Genomic DNA, 24,106 nt, shown 5'->3' on the forward strand with positions numbered 1-24,106 from the left:
GTGTGCCGCCGGTTCAGCGCGCGAGCCCGCTGCGGTGCGCCAGTACCACCAGATGCACCCGGTCCCGGACGCCGAGTTTGGCCAGCAGTCGTGCCACATGAGTCTTCGCGGTCCCCGGGCTGATGTGCAGCCGGGCACCGATCTCGGCGTTCGAGAGGCCTTCGGCAACCAGCAGCAGCACCTCGCGTTCGCGGTCGGTGACCGATGCGGGCAACGGCGCGGCCGGTTCGCCGGCCGCCGGTTCGGGCCGGGCGGCGAATTCCGCGATCAGGCGGCGGGTGATGCTCGGTGCCAGGAGGGCGTCTCCGGCGGCGACCGTGTGGATCCCCGCCAGCAGGTCCCGCGGCGGCACGTCTTTGAGGAGGAAACCGCTCGCGCCCGCGCGCAGCGCACCGTAGACGTACTCGGTCAGGTCGAAGGTGGTCAGCATCACGACTCGGGCCGGTGTCCGCGCGGTGATACGCCGCGTCGCCTCGATCCCGTCCAGGTCGGGCATCCGGATGTCCATGAGTACGACGTCGGGGGCGGTCTCGACGGTAAGCCGCACCGCCTCGCGGCCGGTTGCCGCTTCGCCGACCACCGTCAGGTGGGGGTCGGTGCCCACGATCCCGGCCAGACCGGCGCGTACCAATTGCTGGTCGTCGGCGACCACGACGCGCACGGTCACCGGGCGAGGCCCGTTTCGGCGCCGGTCAGCGGCAGTACCGCGGTGACGCGGAAGCCGCCCCCGCCTCCGTCGGCGTGCAGTGTCCCGCCGCACAGCGCGACGCGTTCGCGCATACCGGTGAGCCCCCGTCCCGGCGCGATGTCCGGCCCGGGCCCGCGGCCGCGGTCGGTGATCTCCAAGGTCAGGGTGTCCGCGGCGTAGGTGACCGCCACGTCGGCCCGGTCCGTCCGCGCGTGCTTGGCGACGTTGGTCAGGGCCTCCTGCACGATCCGGTACGCGCACAGGTCCACCCCGGCCGGCAGCGGACGGGGCGCCCCGGCGATCACGAGCGCGACGTTCACTCCGGCCTGCCGCGTGCGTTCCGTGAGTCTGCCGAGGCCGGCCAACCCCGGTGCGGGCTCGACCGGGTCGCGGTCGGGGAGGGTGTCCGCAGGGGTTCCCGAGGCGGTGGCGGGCTGGTCGCGCAGGACGCCCAGCATCCGCCGCATTTCCACCAGGGCGTCCCGTCCGGTGGTCTCGATGGCGCCGAGTGCGGCGCGGGCGTGCTCTGGGCGCTCGTCCAGGACCAGCGTGCCGTAGCCGGCCTGAACAGTGATGACGCTCATGCTGTGCGCCACCACATCGTGCAACTCCCTTGCGATACGCAGCCTTTCCTCCGCAAGACCACGCTCGGCGAGGTCGGCGCGGTGCGCGGTCATCGCGGCGGCGTACCGCCGCCGCTGCCCTACGGCAGTGCCGACCGCCCAGATGGCCGTCCACGCCAGGGCCAGCGGCAGCACGGCCCCCGCGTGCCTGAATGTGGGCAGCGCGGTCGCGACCGCCGCCGCCCACGACAGCACCAGGGCCGCTACCGACGTCCGCCCCGGATGCCGCACGGCGACGACATACAACGCAAGCGCCAGTCCCGGGAACGCGGTGAAGGCAAGCTGGCTGCTCGCAGCCGTGAGGCTGTAGGTCGCGGTGGCGAGGCCGTACGTCGCCGCGGCGAGGGCGAAGGCGGGCCCAGGATGCCGCCGGACGAGCCCGATCGGCAGCGCGCTGCCCAGCGTTCCGGCGACGGCGACCTGCTGGGACACGTCGGTGTGTCCCAGCAGGCCCCACACCGGCAGCGCGAACACCAAGGCCGCGGTTGCGTCGAGGAAGCCCCAGCCGCGCGGACTCACCCGCTCGATCAGTGGCGGGGCCAGCGGAGGAACGGACATACCTCGAGGATAGGCGCGGCCCGACGGCGCGGCATCGACCTCGCGGTGTATGCCGCACGGCATACCGGCGGCACCTGACCGTGCTCGCGGGCAGACGACATGCCGTACAGCGCCGGACAGCCTGGAGGACGACCGCAACCGCCCGCCTCCGAAAGGACATTGCCGTGCTCGCCGCACATCATCTCGTCAAAGCGTTCCGGCGAAGGCGCGCCGTCGACGACCTGACGTTCCGCATCGAACCGGGGCGCGTCACCGGGTTCCTGGGCCCGAACGGCGCGGGCAAGACCACCGCCCTGCGGATGCTGCTCGGCCTCCGGACCCCCGACTCCGGGCACGCCCTCGTCAACGGTCGCGCGTACCGCGACCTGCCGCACCCGCTGCGCACCGTCGGGGCGGTCCTGGACGCCGGCGCGGTGCACGGAGGGCGCACTGCCGCAGCGCACCTGCACTGCCTCGCGCTGACGAACCGCATCCCGCGCCCGCGGGTCGCCGAGGTGCTCGACGCGACCGGGCTCGCCGACGTCGCCGGCAAGCGGATCCGCACCTTCTCCCTCGGTATGAAGCAACGGCTCGGCATCTCGGCCGCGCTGCTGGGCGACCCCTCCTGCCTCGTCCTCGACGAGCCCGTCAACGGACTCGACCCCGAAGGGATCCGCTGGCTGCGCGGTTTCCTCCACGCGATGGCCGAGCAAGGGCGCACCGTGCTGGTGTCCAGCCATCTGATGACCGAGATGGCGCTCACCGCGGACCACGTGCTGGTGATCGGCCGGGGCCGCCTGCTCGCGGACGCGCCACTCGCGGACCTCGTCGGACGGAACGGCGGGACGCTCGAGGACGCTTACCTGCGGCTGACCGCGGATGCGAGCGACCACCGGGGCACGGAAGTGCGGAGGGGCACGCGATGAGCACGCGGTTCACAACGACCACGCGGTTCCGCGGGGCGGTCGCATCCGAGTGCGCCAAACTGGTGTCGGTCCGGTCGACGTACCTCACCCTCGCCCTGGCCTTCGGCCTCGGAATTACCCTCGGGGTCACCGAGACCTCCTCGATCGCCGCGCACTGGCCGACCACGACCGCGGCGGAACGGGCGGCGTTCGACCCGGTCGGCGCGTCCCTCGACGGCTACGAGTTCGGCCTGCTCGCCTTCGGCGTGCTCGGTGTCCTGTCGGTAAGCGGCGAATACGGCACCGGGCAGATCACCGCCACGCTCACCGCGGTCCCGCGGCGCGGCACGGTGTTCGCAGCCAAGGCCGCGGTCGTCGGCGGACTGAGCCTGGCCCTCGGCGAGCTCGCCGCGTTCACCAGCTTCTTCCTCGGACAATGGCGGCTGTCGGCGGCAGGACTGGACGTCACGCTCGGCGACCCCGGCGTGCTCCGTGCCGTGGTGTGCGCGGGGATCTACCTGTGCGTGGTCGCGATCGTCGGGTTCGGCCTGGGCGCTGTCGTCCGGCACACGGCCGGGGCGGTGGCGGGGCTGTTCATCCTCATGTACCCGGCGTACGCCGCGGCGCGGGCGTTCGAAACCTGGACGTACATCCCCGACCACCTGCTGCTCGCCAACGCCTCGACCGTCCTCGCGCAGGCCACCGCCCCCGCGGACCAACCACGGGTCCCAAGCCTCGGGTTCGCGCTGGCGGACCTCGCGCTGTACGCGGCCGCGGCGCTGCTGCTCGGCGCCTGGCGATTCCGGCAGGACTGAACAAGGCCGGAGGCGGAGCTCGTGCATGCCCGGACGAGCGCCCGGCCACCGGGCGGCTTCACCCACGCATCGCGGCGGACCTCCGAGACGGCGCCGTCCACACGAGCTCGCCTTCAAGGCGGCATGTGCGCTGGGGCGGGATTCGGGTTGGCGGGACGGCACCGTGGGGCGTACTGCCGCTGTGGTCGTTGCCGTACCTTGTGATCCGCGCCGGGATCAGTTGGTGGCTTTGAAGGCCCGTAGGAAGGTGTCGGCCGCCGCGTCGGCGACGTCCCGGGCCTCCGCTTCGGGCACCTTGCGACTCCCCAGCCGACTGCGCGCCTCCGTCGGGCCGACGAGCATGGCCAGCAACTGCTCGGCGGCCTGGTGGGGATCGCAGGGTCGCAGATGCCCGGACAGGCACAGTCGGGCCACCCGATCGGACAAGGCTTCGGTGATGCGGACCGAGGTGTTCCGGTAGACGACGTCGACCAGGTCGGGAAAGTGCGCGAGTTGCGCGTACGCCAGGCGCCGCAGGGCAGTGGAACGGTCGTCGCAGCAGATCCGCAGCAAGTCGCGGGCTACCTCGCGCAATGTCGTCGCGAGGTCCTCGCCCGGGTCGCGCAGCCGGTCGACGACCGCGAGGCAGTCTTCCCGCACGGTGCCGGCGGCCGCTTCGACGCACTGGAGGAAGAGATCGCCCTTGTCCGTGAAGTGGTTGTACATCGTCGGTTTGGCCACACCCGCCTCGGCCGCCACCTCGCGCATGCCTGCTTGGTCGTAGCCCTGGCGCGCGAACACGGCGAACGCCGCGTCGAGGATCGCCTGACGCTTGTCGATGCGCCCGCGGGATGGAGGGCGACGCCTGTCGGCGTCTGCGGTTGTCACCTGCGGAGCCTACCACTGGACCACAATACTGAACCCGCTGGTCCAATTGCATGGCCCAGTGGGTTACATTGAGGGTCGGCCGCAGCAAGTGCGGCCCGAACCTCGGGAAGGTGCCCGTGATCGTCAATCTGCTGCGCTTCACGTTCAAGGAATCGACCACCCCGGAGGAACGGGAGGAGGTCCTCGCCGCCATGCGCCGCACGGCAGACGTGGAGTCGGTGGCCTTCGCCGTGGTCGGCCGCGACCTCGGCGACCCGGCCGAGGGTTACAGCCACACGTACTGCGTGGGCATCGCCGACCTGGCAGCACTGGAGCGCTACATGTACGACCCGGTGCACCTGGAAGGCGACTTCGTCATCCTGCCTCGACTGGCCCGACTGTCGGCCGTCCGCTTCTCCGACGACCCCTCCCCCGAACTGGGCGCCCGGATCGATGCGATCGCCCAGGGCAAGCTTGCGGCGCACCCTGAATGGGGCGAACTGCTCGCCGCGATCCCCCAGTCCTCGGTGCTTCGCCGGGACAGCACCGAATCCTGAGTGGCTCCCGTGCAGCGGCAGCCTTGAACGTGAGGCGATCACGGGCGCGATGCCGGCATGGGCAGGCCTTCGGACCAGGGCGCCCACGGCGTCGCCGCGGAGATGTTGCCGCCGTATGCCACCGGTGTTGCGAGGATTCCGGTGTCGTGGACAACGCCAGGCGGCCTGGGTTAGCTTCCAAGACATACCCCCTTGGGGGCCAGGGAAGTTCGTGACATCGCAGGTGCGCTGCTTGGGTATTCCGAGGTTCCGCGCGCCTGTTGCCATCGGCTGCCCGGATGGGCGCTGTCGTGTGCGGACAAGCGGTGTGCGCGTCCTGGTCCAGGGGTCTCGGGGAAGGGGAAGTGGGATGCGGCTTTGCACGGGGCCGGTCGCGCTTCTGACCAAGTGCCTGCCGATCGACCTGCGTCGATCGGCCAGTTCGCTCTGTCGCTGACGCCTGTGCCGGATTCGGTGGCGCCCGTGCGCCGCCGGGTCCGGCCTCACTCGCGTCCCGGCCTTCGCGTACTCCCGAGATGAGCGCTCATGAGTCCCACGCCCCTTGCCGTCCTTGATCTTCTTCCTGTCAGCCAGGGCGATACACACCGCCAGGCGGTGGCGAACGCCGTGGATTTGGCGCGTCGGACCGAGGAGTTCGGGTATACGCGCTACTGGTTCGCGGAACACCACTTGAACCCGGGCGTTCTCGGCGTCTCCCCGGCGGTGGCGATCGCCTTGGTCGGGCACGCGACCCGGGAGATACGGCTGGGATCGGCGGGCGTGCAGTTCGGGCATCGCATGCCGCTGTCCGCGGTCGAGGAGTTCGGCCTCCTGGATGCGGTGTTCCCCGGCCGCCTTGACCTCGGCATCGGACGGTCGATCGGCCGTCGCGCCCCGGCCGCGGCGGACGCGCCGTCTTCCGACAACGCCGGCGACGCGGTCGCCCGCTACCGCGCGAGCCGCGGTGTGTCCGCGCACACCTCCGATACCCGCACCTCCAACGGCTTGCTGCTGCCGAAGCAGTTCGACATCGGGGCGCACGTCGATCCGGACAGGATCGGCGCGCTGTTGGGCCTGCTTCAGCAGCCCGGCGCCTGGACGCCGGAGTACGACGAGCAGGTCGGTCAGGTGCTTGACCTGTTGGCCGGCACCTACCGGACGGCGGATGGCGTCGCGGCGCATGCGTATCCCGGGCAGGGCGCCGACGTGGAAGTGTGGGTGCTGGGCGCGTCCGGGGGTGAGAGTGCCCGGGTGGCCGGGGAACGGGGGCTGCGGTTCGCCGCCTCGTACCACCACAGTCCGAGTACGGTGATCGACTCGGTGGAGGCATACCGGGCGGCGTTCCGGCCGTCCGCCGACCTGACCCGTCCCTACGTGTCGGTGTCCGCCGACGTGGTGGTCGCGGAGGACGACGCGACGGCGCGCGAACTGGCCGCCGGCTACGGCCTGTGGGTCCGCAGCATCCGCCGGGGCATGTCGGCGATCCCGTTTCCGCCGTCGGACCAGGCGCTGGCGTATCCGTGGACCGAGGAGGACCGCGAACTGGTGCGCGACCGTGTGGCCACGCAGTTCGTCGGCTCGCCGCACACGGTGGCCGACCGGCTCGCGCAACTCCGCGACGCCACCGGCGCCGACGAGTTGGCCGTCACCACGATCACCCACCGGCACACGGACCGGGTCCGGTCGTACGAACTCCTCGCGAAGGTGTGGTCCGACCGCGGCTGACACCCCGCACCGCACGGCGGCGACACCACCGGCCGGCCGGGGCGTCGCCGCCGTACCGCTACGCGTCGGCGGCGCGCAGCCCGAGGTGGTCGCGCAGGGTCGTGCCCGTGTATTCGGTACGGAACACGCCGCGTTCCTGGAGCAGGGGCACGACGGTGTCCGCGAACACGTCGAGTCCGCCGGGGGTGATGTGGGGAACCAGGATGAACCCGTCCGCGGCGTCGTTCTGTACGAGGTCGTTGATCTGCGTCGCGACGGTCGCCGGGCTGCCGACGAAGGTGTGGCGGCCGAACAGTTCGATGACCAGTTCGCGGGAGGTGAGCTTCTTGGCCTCGGCCAGGTCGCGCCACTCCCGGGCGAGGCGAACGGCTTCCGGCCCGGACACCGCTCCCGCGCGGCCCTGGGACAGCGTGGTTTCGCCTGGGACGGGGTCGTCCGACGGGAGCGGGCCGTCCGGGTCGTGGTCGGACAGGTCGCGGTTCCAGACCCGTTCCAGGAACACGATCGCGGTGGCGCCGCTGACCTGCTGACGGGAGATCACGCGTGATTTCTCCACAGCGTCGCTGTCGGTGTCCCCGAGGACGAAGGTGGCGGCGGGCAGGATCTTCAGATCGTCGTGGCGTCGCCCGTAGCCGGCCAGCCGGTTCTTCACGTCGCGGTAGAACGCCTGCCCGTCGGCGAGGCCGGCGTGCCGGCTGAAGATGGCATCGGCGGAAGCAGCGGCGAACTCGCGGCCTTCCTCGGAGTCGCCGGCTTGGAAGATCACCGGCCGGCCTTGCGGTGCGCGCGGCACGTTGAAACGGCCGGAGATGTCGAAGTGCGCGTCGTGGTGCGCGAAACGGCCTGCGGCACTGTCGGCGAGGAAGGTGCCGGTCTGCTTGTCGGCGACGATCTCGTCCCCGCGCCAGGAGTCGAAAAGCTCCCAGGCCGTGTGCAGGAACGTGCGGGCTCGCTCGTACCGCTGCTCGCGCGCGAGGAAGCCGCCGCGACGGAAGTTCTCTCCGGTGAACGCGTCCCAGGATGTCACGACGTTCCATGCGGCCCGCCCCCCGGAAAGGTGGTCGAGGCTGACGAACTGCCGTGCCACTTCGTACGGTTCGTTGAACGTCGAGTTGATGGTGCCGGTCAGGCCGATGTGCTCGGTGACCGCGGCCAGCGCGGCGAGCACGGTGAAGGTGTCCGGGCGGCCGACCACGTCCAGGTCGTGGATGCGGCCGTGCTGCTCACGCAGCCGCAGGCCCTCGGCGAGGAAGAAGAAGTCGAACTTGGCGCGTTCGGCGGTGCGCGCGAGGTGCGCGAACGACGCGAAATCGATGTGGCTGCCGGCGCGCGGGTCGCTCCACACGGTGGTGTGGTTGACGCCCGGGAAGTGCGCCGCGAGGTGGATGTGCTTCACCGGTTGGCGCGTGGTGTCGGTCATGGCCAAGGGCACCTTTCATCGGGTGAGCGCGTCAGGTGGGCGCGTAGCGGTTGGCCGGACGCGCGAGCCCCAGGAGGCCGCGCAGCGTGTCGGCTTCGTAGGCCGTGCGGAACACGCCCCGCCGCTGGAGCTCGGGGACCAGTCCGCGGGTGATGCCCGACAGGTCGTACGGCAGCGCGGCGGGCCGCAGCCGGAACCCGGTCAGCCCGGCGGTGCGGCGATCGAGCAGCAGATCGGCCAGCTGCACGGCGGTACCGGTGAACACCTCGGCATCGCTCGTGTACACGGCGCCCGCCGCCTCGTCGAACCGGTCGCGGCGGTCCCGGGCGGCGCCTTCGGTGTCGCCCAGGAAGACCACCAGATCGCCGAACACGTGGAGGGGCCGGTCGGCGGTTCCGGCGGCCTGCTGTGCGTGGCGGATCCCGGCGACGATCGTCCGGGCCTCGTCGGTGCCGTGCGGCGTCGCGTAGCCGACGTCCGCCGAGCCGGCCAGCAGCCGGTGCCCGGTCTCCTGGTGCACCAGCGCGGTGACCGGCGGCTGCCCCTGCGGTGGGCGCGGCGTGATGGACGGGCCCTTGACGCTGAACCAGCGGCCTTCGAAGTCGATGTAGTGGAGCTTGTCGCGGTTGATGAAGCGGCCGGTGGCGGCGTCGCGGATCTCCGCGTCGTCCTCCCAGCTGTCCCAGAGGCGCCGCAGTACCTCGACATAGTCCGAGACCTCGGCGAACGCGTCCTCGAGGACGGCCCGGAGCGTGTCCTGCGGCCCGGCGGGATCGACGTCCGGCGCCTCGCGCCGCCCGAAGAGGGCCGCATCGGCCCGGCTCAGCGAGACCTGGACGCGCAGCCCGGCACGGCCGGTGCTCGTGTAGTCGAGGGTCGCTATGGCTTTGGCGAGGTGGAACGGTTCGGTGTGGGTCACGACGATGGTCGGGACGAGGCCGATGTGGTGCGTCACCGGGGCGACCCGGGCGGCGGTGAGGACCGCGTCCAAGCGTCCGCGGACCCGGTCGGTGCGGTCGTCGGGGTGCAGGAGGTGCTCGGACTGGAGGCCAAGGGAGTCCTCGAAGGTCACGAAGTCCAAAAGCCCCGCCTCGGCTTCGCGTACCAGGTCGACCCAGTACCCGGCGGAGAACAGGTCCGCGGGGCGGGCGTCGGGTTCGCGCCACGCCGCCGGGTGCCAGCCGGCGCCGTCGAGCGCGACGGCCAGGTGCAGGGACGTGGCGAGATTCGTGCCGGAAGCCCGGGATATGGCGTTGGTCACGGCGAAATGTCCTTCGTTCGCGGGGAGTCGGTTCGGCTCAGCCGAGCATGATCGCCGGACGACGCCGTCCCCAGTCGGCGACCCGGGTCCCGACGAGGACCCCGACGTGGTCGGAATTGCGGAAGTGCACGCCCTCCCAGACGCGGCCCGCGCCCGGACTCCGCGATTCGGCGGCTACGGCCGGGGTGCCGACCGCGTTCGCCGCGACGAGGCCGACTGCGCCGGTGACAACAGCCCGTCGTTTCATCGGGGTTCCCCCTCGCTTGTCTGGTGTTTCAGCAAGCGTCGCAGCCAGTTGTTAATGTGCCGTGTCCGATTTCGGTGACCCGTGCGGTGGTCGGCCACAGGCTTCTGTTAACTCGCCGTGAAGACAAGGGATTTCGGCACCGATCCGCATCGGCACCCACGTGACCCGCATACCCGGGGCGACGTTGACATCCCCTCGTCACGGTTCGTAGCGTCGGTCATGTGAGTACGGACGAGCGCCTGGTGTCGCGCCTGCACATCGACTTGTGCCGCGTGTCCAGCGCCTGCTGTCGTCCGGCGTAATCCCCGCCGCCGGCCTCGCGGAGGCCGACCCAGCCGCCCGTACCCACATCCTCCGAGGAGACTTCGTGACTGTCGCGAGCATCTTCGCCAGCCCTGTCGACACCGCTGTCTTCGGGTCCTACAAGGCCAGGCGCCCATCCCCGAAGAACGGCGTCGAACGGCCTCTGTACCCCTTCCAAGGACGCATCACCGACCCGGGCTCGGCCCCCTTCGGCGCCGAGCCCGGCCGCTACCACCTGTACCTCTCGTACGGCTGCCCGTGGGCGCACATCGCGGCCGTCGTCCGCGTCGCGAAGAAGCTCGACGACGTGGTGACCGCCTCGTACGTGGACGAGGACCGCGACGGCCGCGGTTGGGCGTTCCGCGAGCGCTTCGGCCCCGACCCGGTGAACGGCTTCGCGCTGCTCCGGGACGCGTACGAGGCAACCGAGCCGGGCTACGACGGGCACATCTCGGTACCGACACTGTGGGACCGCACCACCGCGCAGGTCGCCAGCAACGACTTCCCGGTCATCCCGGTCGACCTCGCCACCCGATTCGACGCCTGGGGCGACGCGTCGCTCGACCTCTACCCGACGGGGCTGCGCCCGGCGATCGACGCCTTCGACGCGCGCATCACCACCGCCGCGCGGACCGGCGGCCTTGACGACGACGGGTCCAACGTCCTCGACGCCCTCGACCTACGGCTGGGCACCGACGCGTTCGTGCACGGTGATTCGCCGACGCTGTCCGATGTCCGGCTGTGGGTCAAACTGATCCGCTTCGAACTCAACTTCGCCGCCGCGATCGAACGCGACGGCAAGGCCCTGCCGGACTACCCGAACCTGTGGTCCTATACCCGGCGTCTGCACGAACGCCACGAGTACTCGGCCACGACGCACATCGAGGCGCTGTACGAACAGCGCGCCCGCCTGCTCGCGGGCCGCCCGCAAGGGCCGCTCCACGAGGCCGCGGCGCGGCGCGACGAAGCGTGGGCCAAGGGCTGACCCCTGCGCGCTTCAATTCGAGGGCTGGTCACCGTGGTCGACTTGGAGGGTCTGGAGGCGTTCCTGTTCACGCTTGGAGTAGGCGGCGGCCCGGATCGCCTCGTCGCTCTCCAAACCTGATCCCAGCGCGCCACCCACGGTGGCGACCGAAGAGACGAACCAGGACAACGTCCAGTACTCCGCGGCGTCCAGCGGAGTTTTTGTCGCCGAAGCGAACACTCGGTCGTTGAGGATGAACAGCCCCCACACCACGTTGATGACCATCAAACCCACGTAGCAGACCAGCACCCCGATACCCACGGTCAGCACCGTCGAGGCGTTGTAGAGCCGCGCTTTCTGCTTTGCCTCCGGCGAGTGGCCTGCCGACCGATCCCACAGCTCCCCGTCGACGATCAGCCAGCCGATCATGAGCCCGACGGACCCGACCATGGCGATCACGAGGCGTGGCACGCTCAAGGCCTCGGCGAGGCTCCAGATGTCGGAGTCCAAGGTGGCGATGGCCCCTGTGGCGAGTGCGGCCGCCAGGGCTTTCGACAAGCCCGGCACCAAGCGCCACGGCCGGTTGGCGCGGACCATGCCGACGAGCACCCTCAGGTAGCCGCGCGGCCCGCTGACGACGTACCGAAGATCGGCGGTCTCGTCCACGCCGACCGGGCCCTGGCGGATAGGCGTGAAACGACGGGCATAGAGCCCCCGCAGCGGCGGACTCTGCGGAGGTACTTCAGCCCCGGTGGCGCCCGGACCCGCCAGGCCGAGTACGGCTTCTTCCACGGCCGACCGCGCTCGCGTCTGCAGCCGCAAGCCCCCCAGTGAAGGAAGAGACAGCAGAGCCAAGCCGTGTTCGTGACTCAGATTCACCGCGAGCCTGTGCCCGTGTGAGTGCAGCGGGAGGTCGGTGAGGGCCACGACGATGTCCCAATTCTCCGCACTTCCGCGCTCCAGGATCCGGCGCATCAAGGTGGGCGGGTCCTCGGCCCCCGCGGTGAAGGGCTCACTGACCACCTCGATGTCGAACCGTCGCCCCTGGGGGAACTTGTCGGCCAGCCGGGCAGGAAGAGTCTGGGCCAAGCGCTGCGCGATCTCCGTTGGCACGTCCGGATCCGCCAGAAGAGCCACCACTGTTACGCCCTGAGATGACACCGTCATGACCGGACCCTCCTCGTCGGCTGTCCCCGCTCCGGCCCACACCGTCCGTACGGCCAGATCTCCTCGTCTTCCCGGCACTGAGCCTGTTCCCACCACCGAGCGGTCGCGTATGCCACCGCGGACACCGGCTCCCGCCCGGCTCTGCCCACCGTCGACCGCCGCTCGGGCACAGAAGAGCTGCCCCGTCCCTGCCTGCACCCGGCACAGCACCGGCGGCACCGCCGAGCCCGCGACCGCCGGACACCGACCCCGGAAACGACAAACACCCGCCTTGGCCGGGGCCAAGAACGGGTGCCGATCGACGCTGCCCCCAAACAGATGTTTTGTGGGGCAATTAGGTGTCCGAGATCGGATGGCCGACCCGAGCCACAGGCAACTCAAGCTATTCGGCGGGGAGGACGTCGGCAAGGCTGCGTAGGGAGGGTTCGCGGCCGGAGGCGACGTGGGCGAAGGCGAGGGCTCCGGCGAGGTCGGTGTTGCCGGCTCGGATGGCCGTGAGCATGGCTTCGTGTTCGGTGCACTGACCGTGGATGTCGCGGTCGGCGGTGAGGCGGAAGAGCCACTCGAGTCGTCCGGCGAGTGGTGCCATCATGCGGGTGAGCAGTCGGTGTTCGGGCAGTTGAACCAACGCTTGGTGGAACGCGGCGTTGGCGGCGGCTGCGCCGCGGTCGTTGCCGCATGCGAGGTTGTCGCGTGCCTGGGTGACGTAGTCGGCCATCGAGGCGATTCCTGGCGCGTCGGGGTTGGCCTCGGCGTGGCGCGCCGCGAGTTTGGCGGCGAGCACTTCCAAGCTCTCGCGGACGTCGAAGAGTTCCTCGATATCGCGCAGGGTGAGGCGGGTGACCACGGCCCCGCGGCGCGGCAGGATGCGGATGAAGCCGTCGGCCTCCAGTTGCGGCAGCGCCTCGCGCAGCGGCATCCGGGACACGTCGAGTGCGGCGGCCAGGTCGCGTTCGACCAGACGCTGGTCCGGGGCCAGGACGCCCGAGATGATCTGTTCGCGCAGAACGCCGTAGATCTGCTCGGACAGTGGCCGGTCGGCGCCCCCGTGTAGTCCGCGAGCAAAGCTCATTGGTTCCCCCTGGGGTGGTCATGCGTGGTCGAGCGCGGTCGATTATCCGGCTACGGGCTACACGATCCCAAGTTTGGGATACCAAAGCGCCAGTCGGATGATCAATATATGGCGTTTGGCGTGTTGTGTTGCCGGGATTTAACGCCCATGACTCGTAGCTGATCAACGGGGCGCTTCATATTGGTATCCCAAGCGGCACTCGATCGGGTCTGTGTCTTCACCGCAGTCCGAGTGTGCGGGTCGCCGACATCAACTCCTGTGCAGGTGCCGGGAGATCGCCACCCGAGGTGCTCCGGTGAACCGGGCACCCACGCCACGATGGAGCCTCGCCATGCCGCCACATGTCCGCCGTCCGGGTCGACGCGCCCCGCAGGGCCCCCACCGCCACCTGGACGGCCAGAACGATCCCCGCCCGCGCCGCGCCGCCTCGGCCGTCGCGGCACTGTGCCTCGCCCTCGTGGTGACCGGCTGCGCCGGCGCCGGCACCAACTCGACAAGCTCGCGGTCGGATCGTCTGGTGATGGGTACCGGGGCGTTGCCGCAGACGCTGGACCCGGTGCTCGCCTCGGATGTTCAGACCGACCTGACCAGCACGCCGGTGTACGACACGCTCGTCGGCTATGACGCACAAGGCGTGCTGACGCCCGCCGTGGCGACGGCGTGGACGGTCGCCCCCGACGCGGCTTCCTTGGAGCTGACGCTGCGCTCGGACATCCGTTTCCACGACGGCACCGTGCTGACCGCCCGCGACGTGGTGTACACGTTGGACCGCGTGCACCGGCTCGGCATCGGCATCGCCTCGGTGATCGCGGACTACCAGTCGGCGCGCGCACTCGACGACACGCACGTTTCGATCACGTTGAGCAAGCCGAACTCGGCTTTCCTGGGCGCGCTGAGCCGCGTGTACCTCCTGAACTCGGCGCTGGTGCAGGCGAATGCGGGCGGCGACGATGCGCAGCGGTGGTTGGCGACGCACGAAGCGGGAAGCGGGCCCTTTGCGTTGGACTCGTACCGCGCGGGCCAGCAGATCGTCTTCTCTGCGGTGTCGCAGACGTGGCGCCCGCTGCCGGGCCGCCCCAAGACGCTGGTCTACCGGTACATCGTGGAGGCGGCCGCCCGCCGGGAGGAGCTGAAGGCCGGCACCATCGACATCGCCCAGGGCCTCACGCCCGCCGACCTGACCGCTTTGGACGGCGTTGCGGGCATCGAGACAAGCGAAGTCCCGAGCCCCATGCAGCTCTACGTGTTCTTCGACACCGCGAATGGGCCGACGGCGGACCCCAGGGTGCGCGAGGCGATCCAGCTCGCCTACGACTACCAGGGCCACGTCGACACCATCCTCGCCGGGCGCGGTCAGATCGCCGCCGGGCCGCTCCCGTCGTTGATGGCGTGCCGCGCGAACCTGCCCACGTCGCGGCAGGACATCGCGCGGGCAAAGGAACTCCTGGCGCAGGCCGGCGCCGCCGGACTGAACCTGACCATGTACTACCAGTCGACCATTCCGGAGCACGCCAAGGCCGCCACGCTGCTGCAGTCCAACCTGCGCGACATCGGCGTCACGCTCACCCTGAAGTCGGTGACGTATCCCGAGTTCGTGAAGGCACTGTCGTCGAAAGGCACCGCACCGGACCTGGGCATGCTGTGGGACTTCCCGCTCTACCCGGACGCGGCAGCGATGCTGGACCGCGTCTACGACTCGAAGTTCGCCGGAACGGGCTCCAACTACGGCATGTATGCCAACCCGCGCGCGGACGAACTGCTTGCCCGGGCGCTCGCCCAGCCCTCCCCGACGGCGAGCTGCGACCTGGCCAAGCAGGCTGAGGAAGCGATCGACGCCGACCACGTGTCGATGAACATCGCGTCCTCGCGCACGGTGTACGCACACCGCGCCGGCATCGCGGGATTCACGGCCAGTCCCACACACATCCTGTTGGACACCGCGGCGCTGACCCGCACGAACTGATCTGCGGTTGTCCGTGCTTGTCAATTTTTGCCCTTTGTTGTCCGCGGCGCTCCAGGTGTCGGCGTGATGCGCAACCAACCCCCTGTGGACGGAGGTAACGGCGATGACGAGGTTCCTGGCGCGAAGGCTGCCCATGGCGGCCTTGGCGATGTGGGGTGTGGCCACCTTGGTGTTCATGATGATGAAGGCGATCCCCGGTGATGAGGCGCGGGTCGCGGCGGGGCGCACCGCAACCCCCGAGCAGGTGGCGCAGGCACGTGAGCGCTTGGGCCTCGACCACTCGGTGGTCACACAGTACCTGGACTACCTGGAGCGGCTGCTGCACGGAGATCTGGGCACGTCGGTGGTGACGTTCCAGTCCGTCGCCGACGACCTGGCACGCGTGCTGCCGGCCACGGTGGAACTGGTGGCGGCGACGATGGCGGTGAACCTGCTGATCGGGGTGCCCTTGGGGGTGCTGGCCGCGGTACGGCACGGCAAACCCGCGGATGGCGCCGCACGCACCGTCATGGTCGTGGCGGGCGGCGTGCCGGTGTTCTGGCTGGCGCTGCTGCTGCAGAACCTGTTCGCGGCGCGGCTGGGCTGGTTCCCGATCTCCGGACGGCACAACCTGGGTGTCGAGCCGCCGGAGGTGACCGGTGCCGCGACGGTGGATGCGTTGTTGGCCGGGGATCCGACGGCGTTCGGGGACGCGGTGGCGCATCTGGTGCTGCCGGCCCTGGCGTTGGCCGCGCCGTTCGTCGCGGTGGTGGCGCGCACCGTACGCTCGTCGCTGCTGGGCGTGCTGGCGGCGGACCACGTGACGTTCGCCCGGGCCAAGGGCGCGGGCACCGGGCGGGTGGTCCTCCGCCACGGCCTGCGCTGCTGCCTCGGTCCGATCGTGACCATCATCGGTATGCAGTTCGGCTGGATGATGGGCGCCGCACTGCTGGTCGAGTCGGTGTTCGGGCTGCCGGGCCTGGGCACTTATCTGACCACCGCGGTCACCTCCCAGGACAACACGGCGGTGCTCGGCTGCGTGCTGGTCCTCGGCTTGGTGTTCGTCGTCGCGAACCTCCTCGTCGACGTGGTGCAGCTCTGGCTTGATCCACGGGCCCGCGCCGCGGGCGCATTCGCGGGGGGTGCGGCGTGAGCGCCCCGGCGTTGCCCCGGATGGTGGCCGCGCTGCGGTCGCGGCGTCCGGGCGCGAAGCCGACCACACCCAAGCTCGACCTGTTCGCGTACGGCATGGTCGTGGTGCTGGTGACGCTCGCATTGATCGGGCCGTGGCTGACTCCGTACGACCCGTACCGCGTCGACCTCGACCAGGCGCTGCGCGCTCCCGAAGGGGCGCACTGGCTGGGCACGGACGCCTCCGGCCGTGATGTCGCGTCGCGGCTGCTCGCGGGGGCACGCGAGACCGTCTTGTCCGGGATCGCCGTGGTGGTCGGCGCCGCGCTGCTGGGCACTTTGGTCGCGGTGGCGGCGGTGCTCGGGGGCCGGTGGGCGGACGAGGTCCTGATGCGGGTCTGCGACATTTTCCTGTCCGTCCCCGGCATGGTGCTCGCGCTCGGCCTCGCCGCCTCGCTCGGCACCGGTCGGGGCGCGACGGTGATCGCCATGGTGGCGGCGACGTGGCCGGCGTTCGCCCGGCTCGTTCGCTCCTCGCTGCACGAGACGATGCGCACCGCGTACGTGGAAAGCGCCCGCGTGCTGGGTGTCTCCCGCACCCGGCTGATGCTGCGGCATGTGCTGCCGAACTCGTTGGACACGCTGCTCGTCCAGGCCGCGATGGAGGTGTCCGGCGTCGTGGTGATCATGTCGGGGCTGGCGTTCCTCGGCGTCGGCGCGCAGCCGCCGAGCCCGGACTGGGGAGCCATGGTCTCCGATGGCCGCGAGTACGCGACCACCCAGTGGTGGATCGCCGCCTCCCCCGGCGCGGCCATCACCGTGACCGCGATCGCGTTCGGCTTGGCGGGCGACGCCCTGCGGGTCCGCCTCGACCCGACCGTGCGCGGCTCCTGACCACGCCTCCGCGCCGTGACATCCACCTACTCCTGGAAGGCGACACGTATGCGTGCGACCGTCCTGACGGTCCGCGGCCTCACCGTGGACGTCCCCCCACCGACCCGCCGCGCGCGATCCGTGCGGCTCGTCGACCATGTCGACCTGACGTTGCGCGCCGGCGAACGGCTCGCCCTGGTCGGCGAGTCCGGCTCCGGGAAGTCGGTCACCGCGCGGGCGCTGATGCGCCTGACCGCCGGGCTGCGGGTCGGCGGCAGCGTCCGACTCGGCGACCGCGAACTGCTCACGCTGCCCGACCGGGAAATGGCCCGCGTCCGAGGTGCCGAGATCGCCATGGTGCTGCAGGACCCGCTCACCGCCCTCAACCCCGTGATGACCATCGGGGACCAGGTCGCCGAACCGCTCCGCATCCGCGGCGTGCCGCGCCGCGCCGCACACGCACAGGCCTTGGAGGCGCTGCAACGGCTGCGCGTGCCGAGGGCCGCCGAGCGGTTGGACGCCTATCCGCAGGAGTTCTCCGGCGGCATGCGGCAGCGCGTCGTCCTGGCCGCCGCGATGATCGCCCAGCCGACGCTGCTGATCGCCGACGAGCCGACCACCGCGCTGGACGTCCGCGTCCAGCAGCAGGTCCTCGACCTGATCGCCGAAGTCTCCGACGACATGTCCGTCGCGGTCCTGCTGATCACCCACGACTTGGGCGCGGTCGCCGGGTTCGCCGACCGGGTCGCGGTGATGTACGCGGGACGCATGGTCGAAGAACGCGGCGTCGACGGGTTCTTCGCCGGGCCGCGACACCCCTACGCGGACGCCCTGCTCCGCTCGGTGCCGCGCACTGACGGCGACCCGGCCCGCCCGCTGAGCACCGTGCCGGGAGCCCCCGCGTCGCCCACGGAACGGCCCCCCGGATGCGCGTTCCACCCACGCTGCGTCCGGAGCGAGCAGGTATGCCGCGAACAGCTGCCGGAAACGGTCGGCGACGACGGTGAACGCGTCGCCTGCCACCGGCCGATGCCCGCAAGCATGGCGGCCGCGCGATGACCGGGCTGCTCCACGTCGAGGGCCTGACCAAGTCCTTCCGGGCCGCCCGACACGGCGTGCGGCATACGGCGCTGCGCCAGGTCTCCTTCAGCCTCGGCCACGGGGAAGTCCTGGGGATGGTCGGAGAGTCCGGATCGGGCAAGTCCACCACGGTGCGGTGCCTGATGGGCCTGACCCGACCCGACGCGGGTCGCGTCACCTACGACGGCATGGACGTCCTGGCGGCGCGCGGTGCCGGCCTGCGGCGGTTCCGCCGCGAGGTGCAGATGGTCTTCCAGGACCCGTACGCGAGCCTGAACCCGCGGATGACGGTGGAGCGCATCGTCGGCGAGGCCCTGCTGGTCCACGGCATCGAACGCGACCGGCGACGACGCCGGGACATGGTCGTCGAGACGCTGGAGATGGTCGGCCTCGACGCCTCGCACCTGACCCGGTTCCCGCGGGCCTTCTCCGGCGGCCAGCGCCAGCGCATCGCCATCGCCCGCGCACTCGCGGTACGCCCCCGGGTCCTGGTCTGCGACGAGCCGGTCTCCGCGCTCGACGTTTCCGTACAGGCCCAGGTCGTCAACCTCCTCGCCGACATGCGCCGACACCTCGGACTGTCGGTGCTGTTCATCGCGCACGACCTGGCGGTGGTACGGCAGTTGTGCGACCGAGTGGCCGTCCTCGACGGCGGACGGATCGTCGAATGCGGACCCGTCGCCGACGTCTTCGCCGCCCCGGCGCACACCTTTACCCGCGAGCTGCTGGCCGCGATCCCGACACTCGATCCGGCGGCCGAGCGGTCCCGCAGGGCGGCCCGGCGCTCGGCCGCGGCCGGTGCGCCGGCCCCGCCCCGACCGCCTGTCCCGACACCCGACCCCGCGGCGTCCGCAACGGTGCCGCACGATCCGACGGTGGTGAGCCCGACCGCATGACCCGCACCTTCGACATCGGCCAGGACATCAAACTCGAACACACCTACGGCCCACCGCCGTGGCCGGACGCGTTCGCCGCGTTGGAGGCCACGCGCGCCGCCGGTCTCGACGGGGTGAACATCCGCACCCTGTACGAGGTGTCGCCCACTCTGGACGCCGGGCTCCTCAAAGACGTCCGCGCCTGCGCCGACGATCTGGGCCTGTACCTGGAGTTCGGCATCGGCAAAGTCAACCCGTACATGACCGCCGAACTCCCGCATCTGCGCGCCCTCGGACGCGGTGACTACCGGGCCGCGATGGAGGCGATGATCGCCGCCGCGGCATCCATCGGCGTGACCGAACTGTGGACCGCTACCGGAGGATTCAAACCCGCGTACCGCGGCCTGTACGGCACCGATCGCTTCCGCGGCGAAGCGCCGTGGCCCGATCAACTCGCCGCCACCCGGCGTTTTCTGGACCTGCTCGCCCCCTGCCTGCGCGACCACGGCAGTCACCTGAACCTGGAGACCCACGAGGAGATCACCACCTTCGAGCTGGTCCGCCTGGTCGAAGACGTCGGCCCTGACGTGCTGGGAATCTGCCTGGACCCGGCGAACGTGCCGGTCCGCGGCGAGGACCCGGCCGCCGCGGTCCGCAGGGTCGCCCCCTACACACGCCAGACCCAACTGCGCGACGCGGCCCTGTTCTTCCTGGATCCCGAACCCGAAGAACCCGGCGCACACGCGTCGGGGACCAGGCGGAGCCGAAACACATGGGGCATCAGCCGGTTTCTCGCCCCCTGCGGCGAGGGTGTCATCGACTGGGCCGACCTGCTCGTCACCCTGGCCGACGACGCACCGCACCTGAGCCGGCTCACCATCGAAGGCATCGGCGCGGTCCGGGCGGAGATGACCCTGCACCCCGGCGACCCCCAATGGCGGGCAGGGCACCCCGACTTGACCACCGCCGAACTGGCCGAACTCTTCCGACTGAGCCGCGACTGCGAACTGCGCGCAGAGCACGGTCTCATCCCGGGCCCGGCACAGCTGCGAGGCGTCCACGACGACTGGACCGCCGAGGACTTCACCGCACGCTGCGCCGCGCACTTGCGTTCCGTCATCGCCGACCTGCCCACCCCCCAGGCGGAACTCCCGTCCCGTGGAGAGGAACCGACGTGATCTCAACCACCCACCGCGAAGCCCCGTCCCGGAGCCTCGCCGACCTGCGTGCGGCGTTGACCTGTGACGTTCTGCTCCCCGGCGAGCGCGGCTACGACCAGGCACGCCGGGTGTGGAACGCCGACATCGACCGCAGCCCCGCCGCGATCGTGGCCTGCCGCTCCGCCCAGGACGTCGCCGCGGCCCTGACATGGTCCATCGACCACGGCCGCGACGTCACGGTACGGGGCGGCGGACACAACTTGGCAGGCTCCTGCGTCATGGACGGGGCGGTCCTGATCGACACCGGCCCGATGCGCGACGTGGTGTTCGACACCGCGGCGGGCACCGTCACCGTCGGCGCCGGATGCCGGTGGGGCGACGTCGACCGTCCGGCAGCCGACCTGGGGGTCGCGGTGCCGGCGGGCGTCGTCTCGCACACCGGTGTGGCCGGGCTGACCCTGGGCGGCGGCGCGGGCTACCTGGCCCGCATGTTCGGCGCCACGGTGGACCACCTGACCGCGGCGACGGTGGTCCTCGCCGACGGCCGCATCCTCGACGTCTCGGACCGCGAACACCCCGAACTCTTCTGGGCGCTGCGCGGGGCGGGCCACAACTTCGGGGTGGTCACCTCCTTCACCTTCCGCTACGTCGCCGTACCGGGGCCGGCGACCATCCGGCAGGCGTTCTACCGCGCCGCGGACCGCGCCCGCGTGCTGCGCTTCTACCGCGAATGGGCGCTCGCCGCCCCCGACCACATCACCACCTACGCGCGGCTGCTGACCTGTCCGCCGTACTGGTCGCAGGTACCCACCGACCACCGCGGCACGCCGATCCTTTCCGTGGCCACCGTGACCTACGGCGATCCTGACGTCGAACCGCAGCTGACAGCACCGATGTTCGCGCAGGCGCCGCCGATCTGGTCGACCACGCGGACGGTGCCGCATGTCCAACTCCAGCACTCCACCGACGACGAGTTCCGCTACGGCGTCGGCCACTACTGGAAGCATCTGTTCCTCGCCTCGCTCGACGACGACGTCATCGACCTGTGCCTCGACCATGTGGATCGCTACCCCGGGCGACCACTGCAGGCGCACTCGAACATCGCCCACCAGATGATGTGCCCGTTCGAGGTCATCGGAGGTGGCGGCGCGATGTCGCGTCGCGACCCGGACGCCACCGCCATGAACTCACACGGCCTGCCCTTCTCCGGCAACATCGGCGCCGACTTCGAGTTCGCCGACGAAAAGCCGGAGCTCATGGCATGGGCGACCGAGTTCGCCGACGCGCTCGCCCCGCACCAGGGCGGCACCTACATCAACTTCACCAGCGTCCAGGGGGACGCCGCCACCGCACGAGAGGTATACGGCACGAAGTACCAGCGGCTGGTGGCGGTAAAACGCCGCTACGACCCGCACAACGTCTTCCGGGGCGGACTGGTCGACCTCACCGGCGGCACGGAATGAACGCCTCCGCCCCGCCGGCACCCGGGCCCCGGACCGCCGCGCGGCCGCGGATCGGCGTCGACGTCAGCAAGCTCGCCGAGGCCGCGGACCTGCGCCCGCCGGCAGTGCTGCGCCGCATCGCCGAACTCGGCCTGGACGGTGCCTTCTTCCGCTCCGCGCTCGACCTCAGCCCGACCCTGGACTCCGGTGAACTGCGGGACGTGGTCGCCCTGGCCGCCGAACTCGGCCTGTACCTCGAAGTCGGCACCGCCAAGGTCAACCCGTTCGCGACCCCGGAAGCGCCGCACATCCGCGCCCTCGGCGACGGCGACTACCTGCGCGGCCTGGCACGCGTCATCCGGGCCTGCGCATCGGCGGACATCCGCGAGCTGTGGACGGCCACCGCCAACTACCAGTTCCACATCCCCGGAATATACGCCTGCGACCGGTTTCGTACCGATGTCGCCTGGTCCGACCAACTCGCCGCGACCGCCGGGGTACTCCGGAGCCTGGCGCCCGTCCTCCGGGACGCCGGGGCGCACCTCAATCTGGAGACCCACGAGGAGATCACCACCTTCGAAGTCGTGCGGCTCGTCGAAGACGCGGGTCCGGACGCGTTCGGCATCTGCCTCGACACCGCGAACGTCCTGGTCCGCGGCGAAGACCCGGTCGAGGCCGCCCGCCGGGTCGCCCCGTACGTACGCCAGACCCAGCTCCGCGACGCCGCGCTGCTGCCCACCGAGAACGGCATCGGCCGGTTCCTCGCCCCGTGCGGCGAGGGTGTCGTCGACTGGGCCGGCGTTCTCGGCGTGCTGGTGACGCACGCCCCGCTCGCCACATGGTCGATCGAAGGCGTCGTCGGCCGGCGCGGAGAAATGACCCTGTACGTCGACGAACCCGTTTGGCACGCCGCGCATCCGGACCTGACCACCGCCGAACTGGCCGAACTCAACCGCCTGACCCACGCGTATGCCCAGCGGGCGGCGCGGGGGCAGGCGCCGGGACTCGAAGAGCTGCGTAGCCCCGTCACACCGGACGCGTCCCTCGACTTCATCACCGACAGCGCCGCCTACTTGCGCACGCTCGTCCCCGGTCTGGAGCCGTCCACCGCATCCACCGCGATCCCCATGGAGGCCGCCCTGTGAGCACCGCCGACTTCTTCCCCACGCTGTCCCTGGCCGAACGCGACCGCCGCTGGGCCGCGTTGCGCGACCTGATGTCCCGTCACGGACTCGCCGCCCTGGCGGTGTTCGGCACCCAACGCGACCAATGGGACCGCTACGTCACGAACGAGGGCTTGCACGGCATCGCGCTGATCACGGCTGCCGACGACCCCGCACACCTGGTCGGCCGCTTCCCCCTTGGCCGCTATGACGCCCCCGGGGCCGCGTATGAACGGTGGGTCGACGATGTCCGGATCGGCAACCCCGCCGCCCTCCTGGCCGCCGCGCTGCACGAACGCGGCGTGGCCGACGGCGCCGTCGGCATTGTCGGCATGAGTAGTCGCGCCGTCGGTGCCGGAGCCGGCTGCATCCCCGCGAGCACCTGGCAGCACCTGGCCAGCGCCGTGCCCAAGGCGGAATTCGTGGACATGGCAGTCGAGTTCGAGATGCTGGCGGTGGTCAAGAGTCCCGAAGAACGCGACATGATCCGCAAGGCGGCCCAACTCGGTGAGGACGCGTGCGATGCGTTCGTGTCGGCTGCCAAACCGGGCGCGTACGAGAGCGCGTGCGTCGGCGCGGCCGTCGGCGCCATCCTGGCGGGCGGCGGGAGCCCGTTCTACAGCCCCTACATCCTGGAGCGCAGCGGGCCCTCGCGGTTCGCCTGGGGCCAGCCGGAGTGGATGGGCATGGGCGGCCGCCCCCGCGTGCTGCGCCGCGGCGACACCATCGCCGCCGAAATCTTCGCTTTCTACGGCGGGTTCGAGAGCCAGCAGCAGATCGACGTCGCACTCGGCGAACCGATCCCGGAGATCCGTCGCCTGGAGGAAATCGTGCTCGATTCACATCAGCGCGGCCTCGCGGCCCTGCGCCCCGGCATCACCTTTGCGGAACTGTGCGACACCATGCACGAACCGCTCCACCGCGCCGGAGTGTGGAACACCGGCCCGCTCGTACAGACCGTGTCGCCGGTGATGTTCAACGGCGCAACCCACGTCGGCACCGAGAACGACCCCGGCCTGGCCCACCTCCCCGCCCTGCCGCCGGTCGTGGCCCGCGACGGCGACTTCACCCTCGTCCCCGGTGTCGCCTTCGCCTTCGAGGCCAACGCCCTGTACGAGGGGCACCGGGTGTGCCTGGGCGGCACCGTCTTGCTGACCGAAGACGGCTACGAGGAGCTCAACAGCCTGCCGAACCGGCTGGTCGTCGTGGGTACCTGAGGGCCGAGCAGGCGCCGCGACCACCACTTGTCGCGGCGCCCGCGAAACCCCGGCCCCACGACCGACGCCACCGCGAGGCCATCGCCACGCGCCACCGGAAGGAACACCCTCCCG

General features: G+C 70.8%; 23 protein-coding genes. 15 read left to right on the forward strand and 8 right to left on the reverse strand.

Translation table 11 applies throughout. The features are described from left to right. Window positions 1–13: 13 nt before the first annotated feature. Both ACPA54_RS02445 and ACPA54_RS02450 read right to left on the reverse strand, forming a co-directional pair. A complete protein-coding gene (locus ACPA54_RS02445; RefSeq protein WP_423526267.1) occupies window positions 14–667 on the reverse strand; it encodes a response regulator in 654 nt (217 codons plus the stop codon). Next, window positions 664–1,869, reverse strand: coding sequence for a sensor histidine kinase (locus tag ACPA54_RS02450; protein WP_423526269.1), 1,206 nt, complete (start codon window positions 1,867–1,869; stop codon window positions 664–666). Before ACPA54_RS02450 ends, ACPA54_RS02445 begins: the two co-directional genes overlap by 4 nt. Window positions 1,870–2,033: 164 nt before the next feature. Between ACPA54_RS02450 and ACPA54_RS02455 the strand changes: the two genes are divergently transcribed. Together ACPA54_RS02455 and ACPA54_RS02460 are read left to right on the forward strand one after the other, a co-directional pair. After that, a complete protein-coding gene (locus ACPA54_RS02455) occupies window positions 2,034–2,774 on the forward strand; it encodes an ABC transporter ATP-binding protein (protein ID WP_423526271.1) in 741 nt (246 codons plus the stop codon). Beyond that, the gene (locus ACPA54_RS02460) at window positions 2,771–3,568 is read left to right on the forward strand and encodes an ABC transporter permease (protein ID WP_423526273.1); all 798 of its coding nucleotides are present in this window, start codon (window positions 2,771–2,773) and stop codon (window positions 3,566–3,568) included. Before ACPA54_RS02455 ends, ACPA54_RS02460 begins: the two co-directional genes overlap by 4 nt. A gap of 216 nt (window positions 3,569–3,784) precedes the next feature. Here ACPA54_RS02460 and ACPA54_RS02465 read toward each other — a convergent pair whose 3' ends face one another. Continuing rightward, on the reverse strand, window positions 3,785–4,435 hold the full coding sequence (locus ACPA54_RS02465) for a TetR/AcrR family transcriptional regulator (protein WP_423526275.1): 651 nt from the start codon (window positions 4,433–4,435) through the stop codon (window positions 3,785–3,787). A 116-nt stretch (window positions 4,436–4,551) separates the two neighbouring features. Between ACPA54_RS02465 and ACPA54_RS02470 the strand changes: the two genes are divergently transcribed. Next, window positions 4,552–4,971, forward strand: a complete 420-nt coding sequence (locus ACPA54_RS02470; RefSeq protein WP_423526277.1) for a Dabb family protein — start codon at window positions 4,552–4,554, stop codon at window positions 4,969–4,971. A gap of 525 nt (window positions 4,972–5,496) precedes the next feature. Continuing rightward, the gene (locus ACPA54_RS02475) at window positions 5,497–6,675 is read left to right on the forward strand and encodes an LLM class flavin-dependent oxidoreductase (protein ID WP_423526279.1); all 1,179 of its coding nucleotides are present in this window, start codon (window positions 5,497–5,499) and stop codon (window positions 6,673–6,675) included. 58 nt (window positions 6,676–6,733) lie between these two features. Here the strand turns inward: ACPA54_RS02475 and ACPA54_RS02480 are convergent, their stop codons facing one another. The 3 genes from ACPA54_RS02480 to ACPA54_RS02490 are packed head-to-tail and all read right to left on the reverse strand — an operon-like array spanning window position 6,734 to window position 9,603. Further along, a complete protein-coding gene (locus tag ACPA54_RS02480) occupies window positions 6,734–8,095 on the reverse strand; it encodes an NtaA/DmoA family FMN-dependent monooxygenase (protein ID WP_423526281.1) in 1,362 nt (453 codons plus the stop codon). Window positions 8,096–8,126: 31 nt separating this feature from the next. Next, entirely contained in the window at window positions 8,127–9,356 is a 1,230-nt protein-coding gene (locus tag ACPA54_RS02485) for an LLM class flavin-dependent oxidoreductase (RefSeq protein ID WP_423526283.1), read from the reverse strand. 37 nt (window positions 9,357–9,393) lie between these two features. Beyond that, entirely contained in the window at window positions 9,394–9,603 is a 210-nt protein-coding gene (locus ACPA54_RS02490; protein WP_423526285.1) for a hypothetical protein, read from the reverse strand. A gap of 221 nt (window positions 9,604–9,824) precedes the next feature. Here ACPA54_RS02490 and ACPA54_RS02495 point away from each other — a divergent pair, with 221 nt between their 5' ends. Continuing rightward, entirely contained in the window at window positions 9,825–9,905 is an 81-nt protein-coding gene (locus ACPA54_RS02495; protein ID WP_423526875.1) for a putative leader peptide, read from the forward strand. A gap of 65 nt (window positions 9,906–9,970) precedes the next feature. Continuing rightward, window positions 9,971–10,891 carry a glutathione S-transferase C-terminal domain-containing protein gene (locus ACPA54_RS02500; RefSeq protein ID WP_423526286.1) on the forward strand — a complete coding sequence of 307 codons (921 nt, stop codon included), beginning with the start codon at window positions 9,971–9,973 and terminating at the stop codon, window positions 10,889–10,891. Between the two features lie 12 nt (window positions 10,892–10,903). Here ACPA54_RS02500 and ACPA54_RS02505 read toward each other — a convergent pair whose 3' ends face one another. Beyond that, window positions 10,904–12,037, reverse strand: coding sequence for a hypothetical protein (locus ACPA54_RS02505; RefSeq protein WP_423526288.1), 1,134 nt, complete (start codon window positions 12,035–12,037; stop codon window positions 10,904–10,906). 382 nt (window positions 12,038–12,419) lie between these two features. Then, window positions 12,420–13,109, reverse strand: a complete 690-nt coding sequence (locus tag ACPA54_RS02510; protein ID WP_423526290.1) for a GntR family transcriptional regulator — start codon at window positions 13,107–13,109, stop codon at window positions 12,420–12,422. A 331-nt stretch (window positions 13,110–13,440) separates the two neighbouring features. Between ACPA54_RS02510 and ACPA54_RS02515 the strand changes: the two genes are divergently transcribed. The 9 genes from ACPA54_RS02515 to ACPA54_RS02555 all read left to right on the forward strand — a co-directional run bounded on the left by ACPA54_RS02515 (window position 13,441) and on the right by ACPA54_RS02555 (window position 23,992). Continuing rightward, the gene (locus tag ACPA54_RS02515; RefSeq protein WP_423526291.1) at window positions 13,441–15,072 is read left to right on the forward strand and encodes an ABC transporter substrate-binding protein; all 1,632 of its coding nucleotides are present in this window, start codon (window positions 13,441–13,443) and stop codon (window positions 15,070–15,072) included. A 103-nt stretch (window positions 15,073–15,175) separates the two neighbouring features. Further along, entirely contained in the window at window positions 15,176–16,204 is a 1,029-nt protein-coding gene (locus ACPA54_RS02520; RefSeq protein WP_423526293.1) for an ABC transporter permease, read from the forward strand. Beyond that, complete coding sequence (locus tag ACPA54_RS02525) at window positions 16,201–17,076, forward strand: ABC transporter permease (RefSeq protein WP_423526295.1); 876 nt, start codon at window positions 16,201–16,203, stop codon at window positions 17,074–17,076. Before ACPA54_RS02520 ends, ACPA54_RS02525 begins: the two co-directional genes overlap by 4 nt. A gap of 48 nt (window positions 17,077–17,124) precedes the next feature. After that, window positions 17,125–18,114 carry an ABC transporter ATP-binding protein gene (locus tag ACPA54_RS02530; protein ID WP_423526297.1) on the forward strand — a complete coding sequence of 330 codons (990 nt, stop codon included), beginning with the start codon at window positions 17,125–17,127 and terminating at the stop codon, window positions 18,112–18,114. Further along, a complete protein-coding gene (locus tag ACPA54_RS02535) occupies window positions 18,111–19,031 on the forward strand; it encodes an ATP-binding cassette domain-containing protein (protein ID WP_423526299.1) in 921 nt (306 codons plus the stop codon). The genes ACPA54_RS02530 and ACPA54_RS02535 overlap by 4 nt, the downstream gene beginning before the upstream one ends. Further along, complete coding sequence (locus ACPA54_RS02540) at window positions 19,028–20,188, forward strand: sugar phosphate isomerase/epimerase family protein (protein ID WP_423526300.1); 1,161 nt, start codon at window positions 19,028–19,030, stop codon at window positions 20,186–20,188. Before ACPA54_RS02535 ends, ACPA54_RS02540 begins: the two co-directional genes overlap by 4 nt. Then, window positions 20,185–21,633 (forward strand): FAD-binding oxidoreductase, encoded by a 1,449-nt coding sequence (locus ACPA54_RS02545; protein WP_423526302.1) that lies wholly within the window; start codon window positions 20,185–20,187, stop codon window positions 21,631–21,633. Before ACPA54_RS02540 ends, ACPA54_RS02545 begins: the two co-directional genes overlap by 4 nt. Then, the gene (locus ACPA54_RS02550; protein WP_423526304.1) at window positions 21,630–22,757 is read left to right on the forward strand and encodes a sugar phosphate isomerase/epimerase family protein; all 1,128 of its coding nucleotides are present in this window, start codon (window positions 21,630–21,632) and stop codon (window positions 22,755–22,757) included. The genes ACPA54_RS02545 and ACPA54_RS02550 overlap by 4 nt, the downstream gene beginning before the upstream one ends. Further along, the gene (locus tag ACPA54_RS02555; RefSeq protein ID WP_423526306.1) at window positions 22,754–23,992 is read left to right on the forward strand and encodes a M24 family metallopeptidase; all 1,239 of its coding nucleotides are present in this window, start codon (window positions 22,754–22,756) and stop codon (window positions 23,990–23,992) included. The genes ACPA54_RS02550 and ACPA54_RS02555 overlap by 4 nt, the downstream gene beginning before the upstream one ends. The last annotated feature ends 114 nt before the right edge of the window (window positions 23,993–24,106 follow it).

The sequence above is a fragment of the Uniformispora flossi genome, assembly GCF_049534875.1.
GTDB lineage: Bacteria > Actinomycetota > Actinomycetes > Streptomycetales > Streptomycetaceae > Yinghuangia > Yinghuangia aomiensis.

Bases quoted from the DNA above. Each gene is read 5' to 3' on its own strand.
- ACPA54_RS02450 (WP_423526269.1), bottom strand. From the start codon at position 1,869: ATGTCCGTTCCTCCGCTGGCCCCGCCACTGATCGAGCGGGTGAGTCCG.
- ACPA54_RS02460 (WP_423526273.1), top strand. From the start codon at position 2,771: ATGAGCACGCGGTTCACAACGACCACGCGGTTCCGCGGGGCGGTCGCA.
- ACPA54_RS02475 (WP_423526279.1), top strand. From the start codon at position 5,497: ATGAGTCCCACGCCCCTTGCCGTCCTTGATCTTCTTCCTGTCAGCCAG.
- ACPA54_RS02480 (WP_423526281.1), bottom strand. From the start codon at position 8,095: ATGACCGACACCACGCGCCAACCGGTGAAGCACATCCACCTCGCGGCG.
- ACPA54_RS02490 (WP_423526285.1), bottom strand. From the start codon at position 9,603: ATGAAACGACGGGCTGTTGTCACCGGCGCAGTCGGCCTCGTCGCGGCG.
- ACPA54_RS02505 (WP_423526288.1), bottom strand. From the start codon at position 12,037: ATGACGGTGTCATCTCAGGGCGTAACAGTGGTGGCTCTTCTGGCGGAT.
- ACPA54_RS02510 (WP_423526290.1), bottom strand. From the start codon at position 13,109: ATGAGCTTTGCTCGCGGACTACACGGGGGCGCCGACCGGCCACTGTCC.
- ACPA54_RS02515 (WP_423526291.1), top strand. From the start codon at position 13,441: ATGCCGCCACATGTCCGCCGTCCGGGTCGACGCGCCCCGCAGGGCCCC.
- ACPA54_RS02520 (WP_423526293.1), top strand. From the start codon at position 15,176: ATGACGAGGTTCCTGGCGCGAAGGCTGCCCATGGCGGCCTTGGCGATG.
- ACPA54_RS02530 (WP_423526297.1), top strand. From the start codon at position 17,125: ATGCGTGCGACCGTCCTGACGGTCCGCGGCCTCACCGTGGACGTCCCC.
- ACPA54_RS02535 (WP_423526299.1), top strand. From the start codon at position 18,111: ATGACCGGGCTGCTCCACGTCGAGGGCCTGACCAAGTCCTTCCGGGCC.
- ACPA54_RS02540 (WP_423526300.1), top strand. From the start codon at position 19,028: ATGACCCGCACCTTCGACATCGGCCAGGACATCAAACTCGAACACACC.
- ACPA54_RS02550 (WP_423526304.1), top strand. From the start codon at position 21,630: ATGAACGCCTCCGCCCCGCCGGCACCCGGGCCCCGGACCGCCGCGCGG.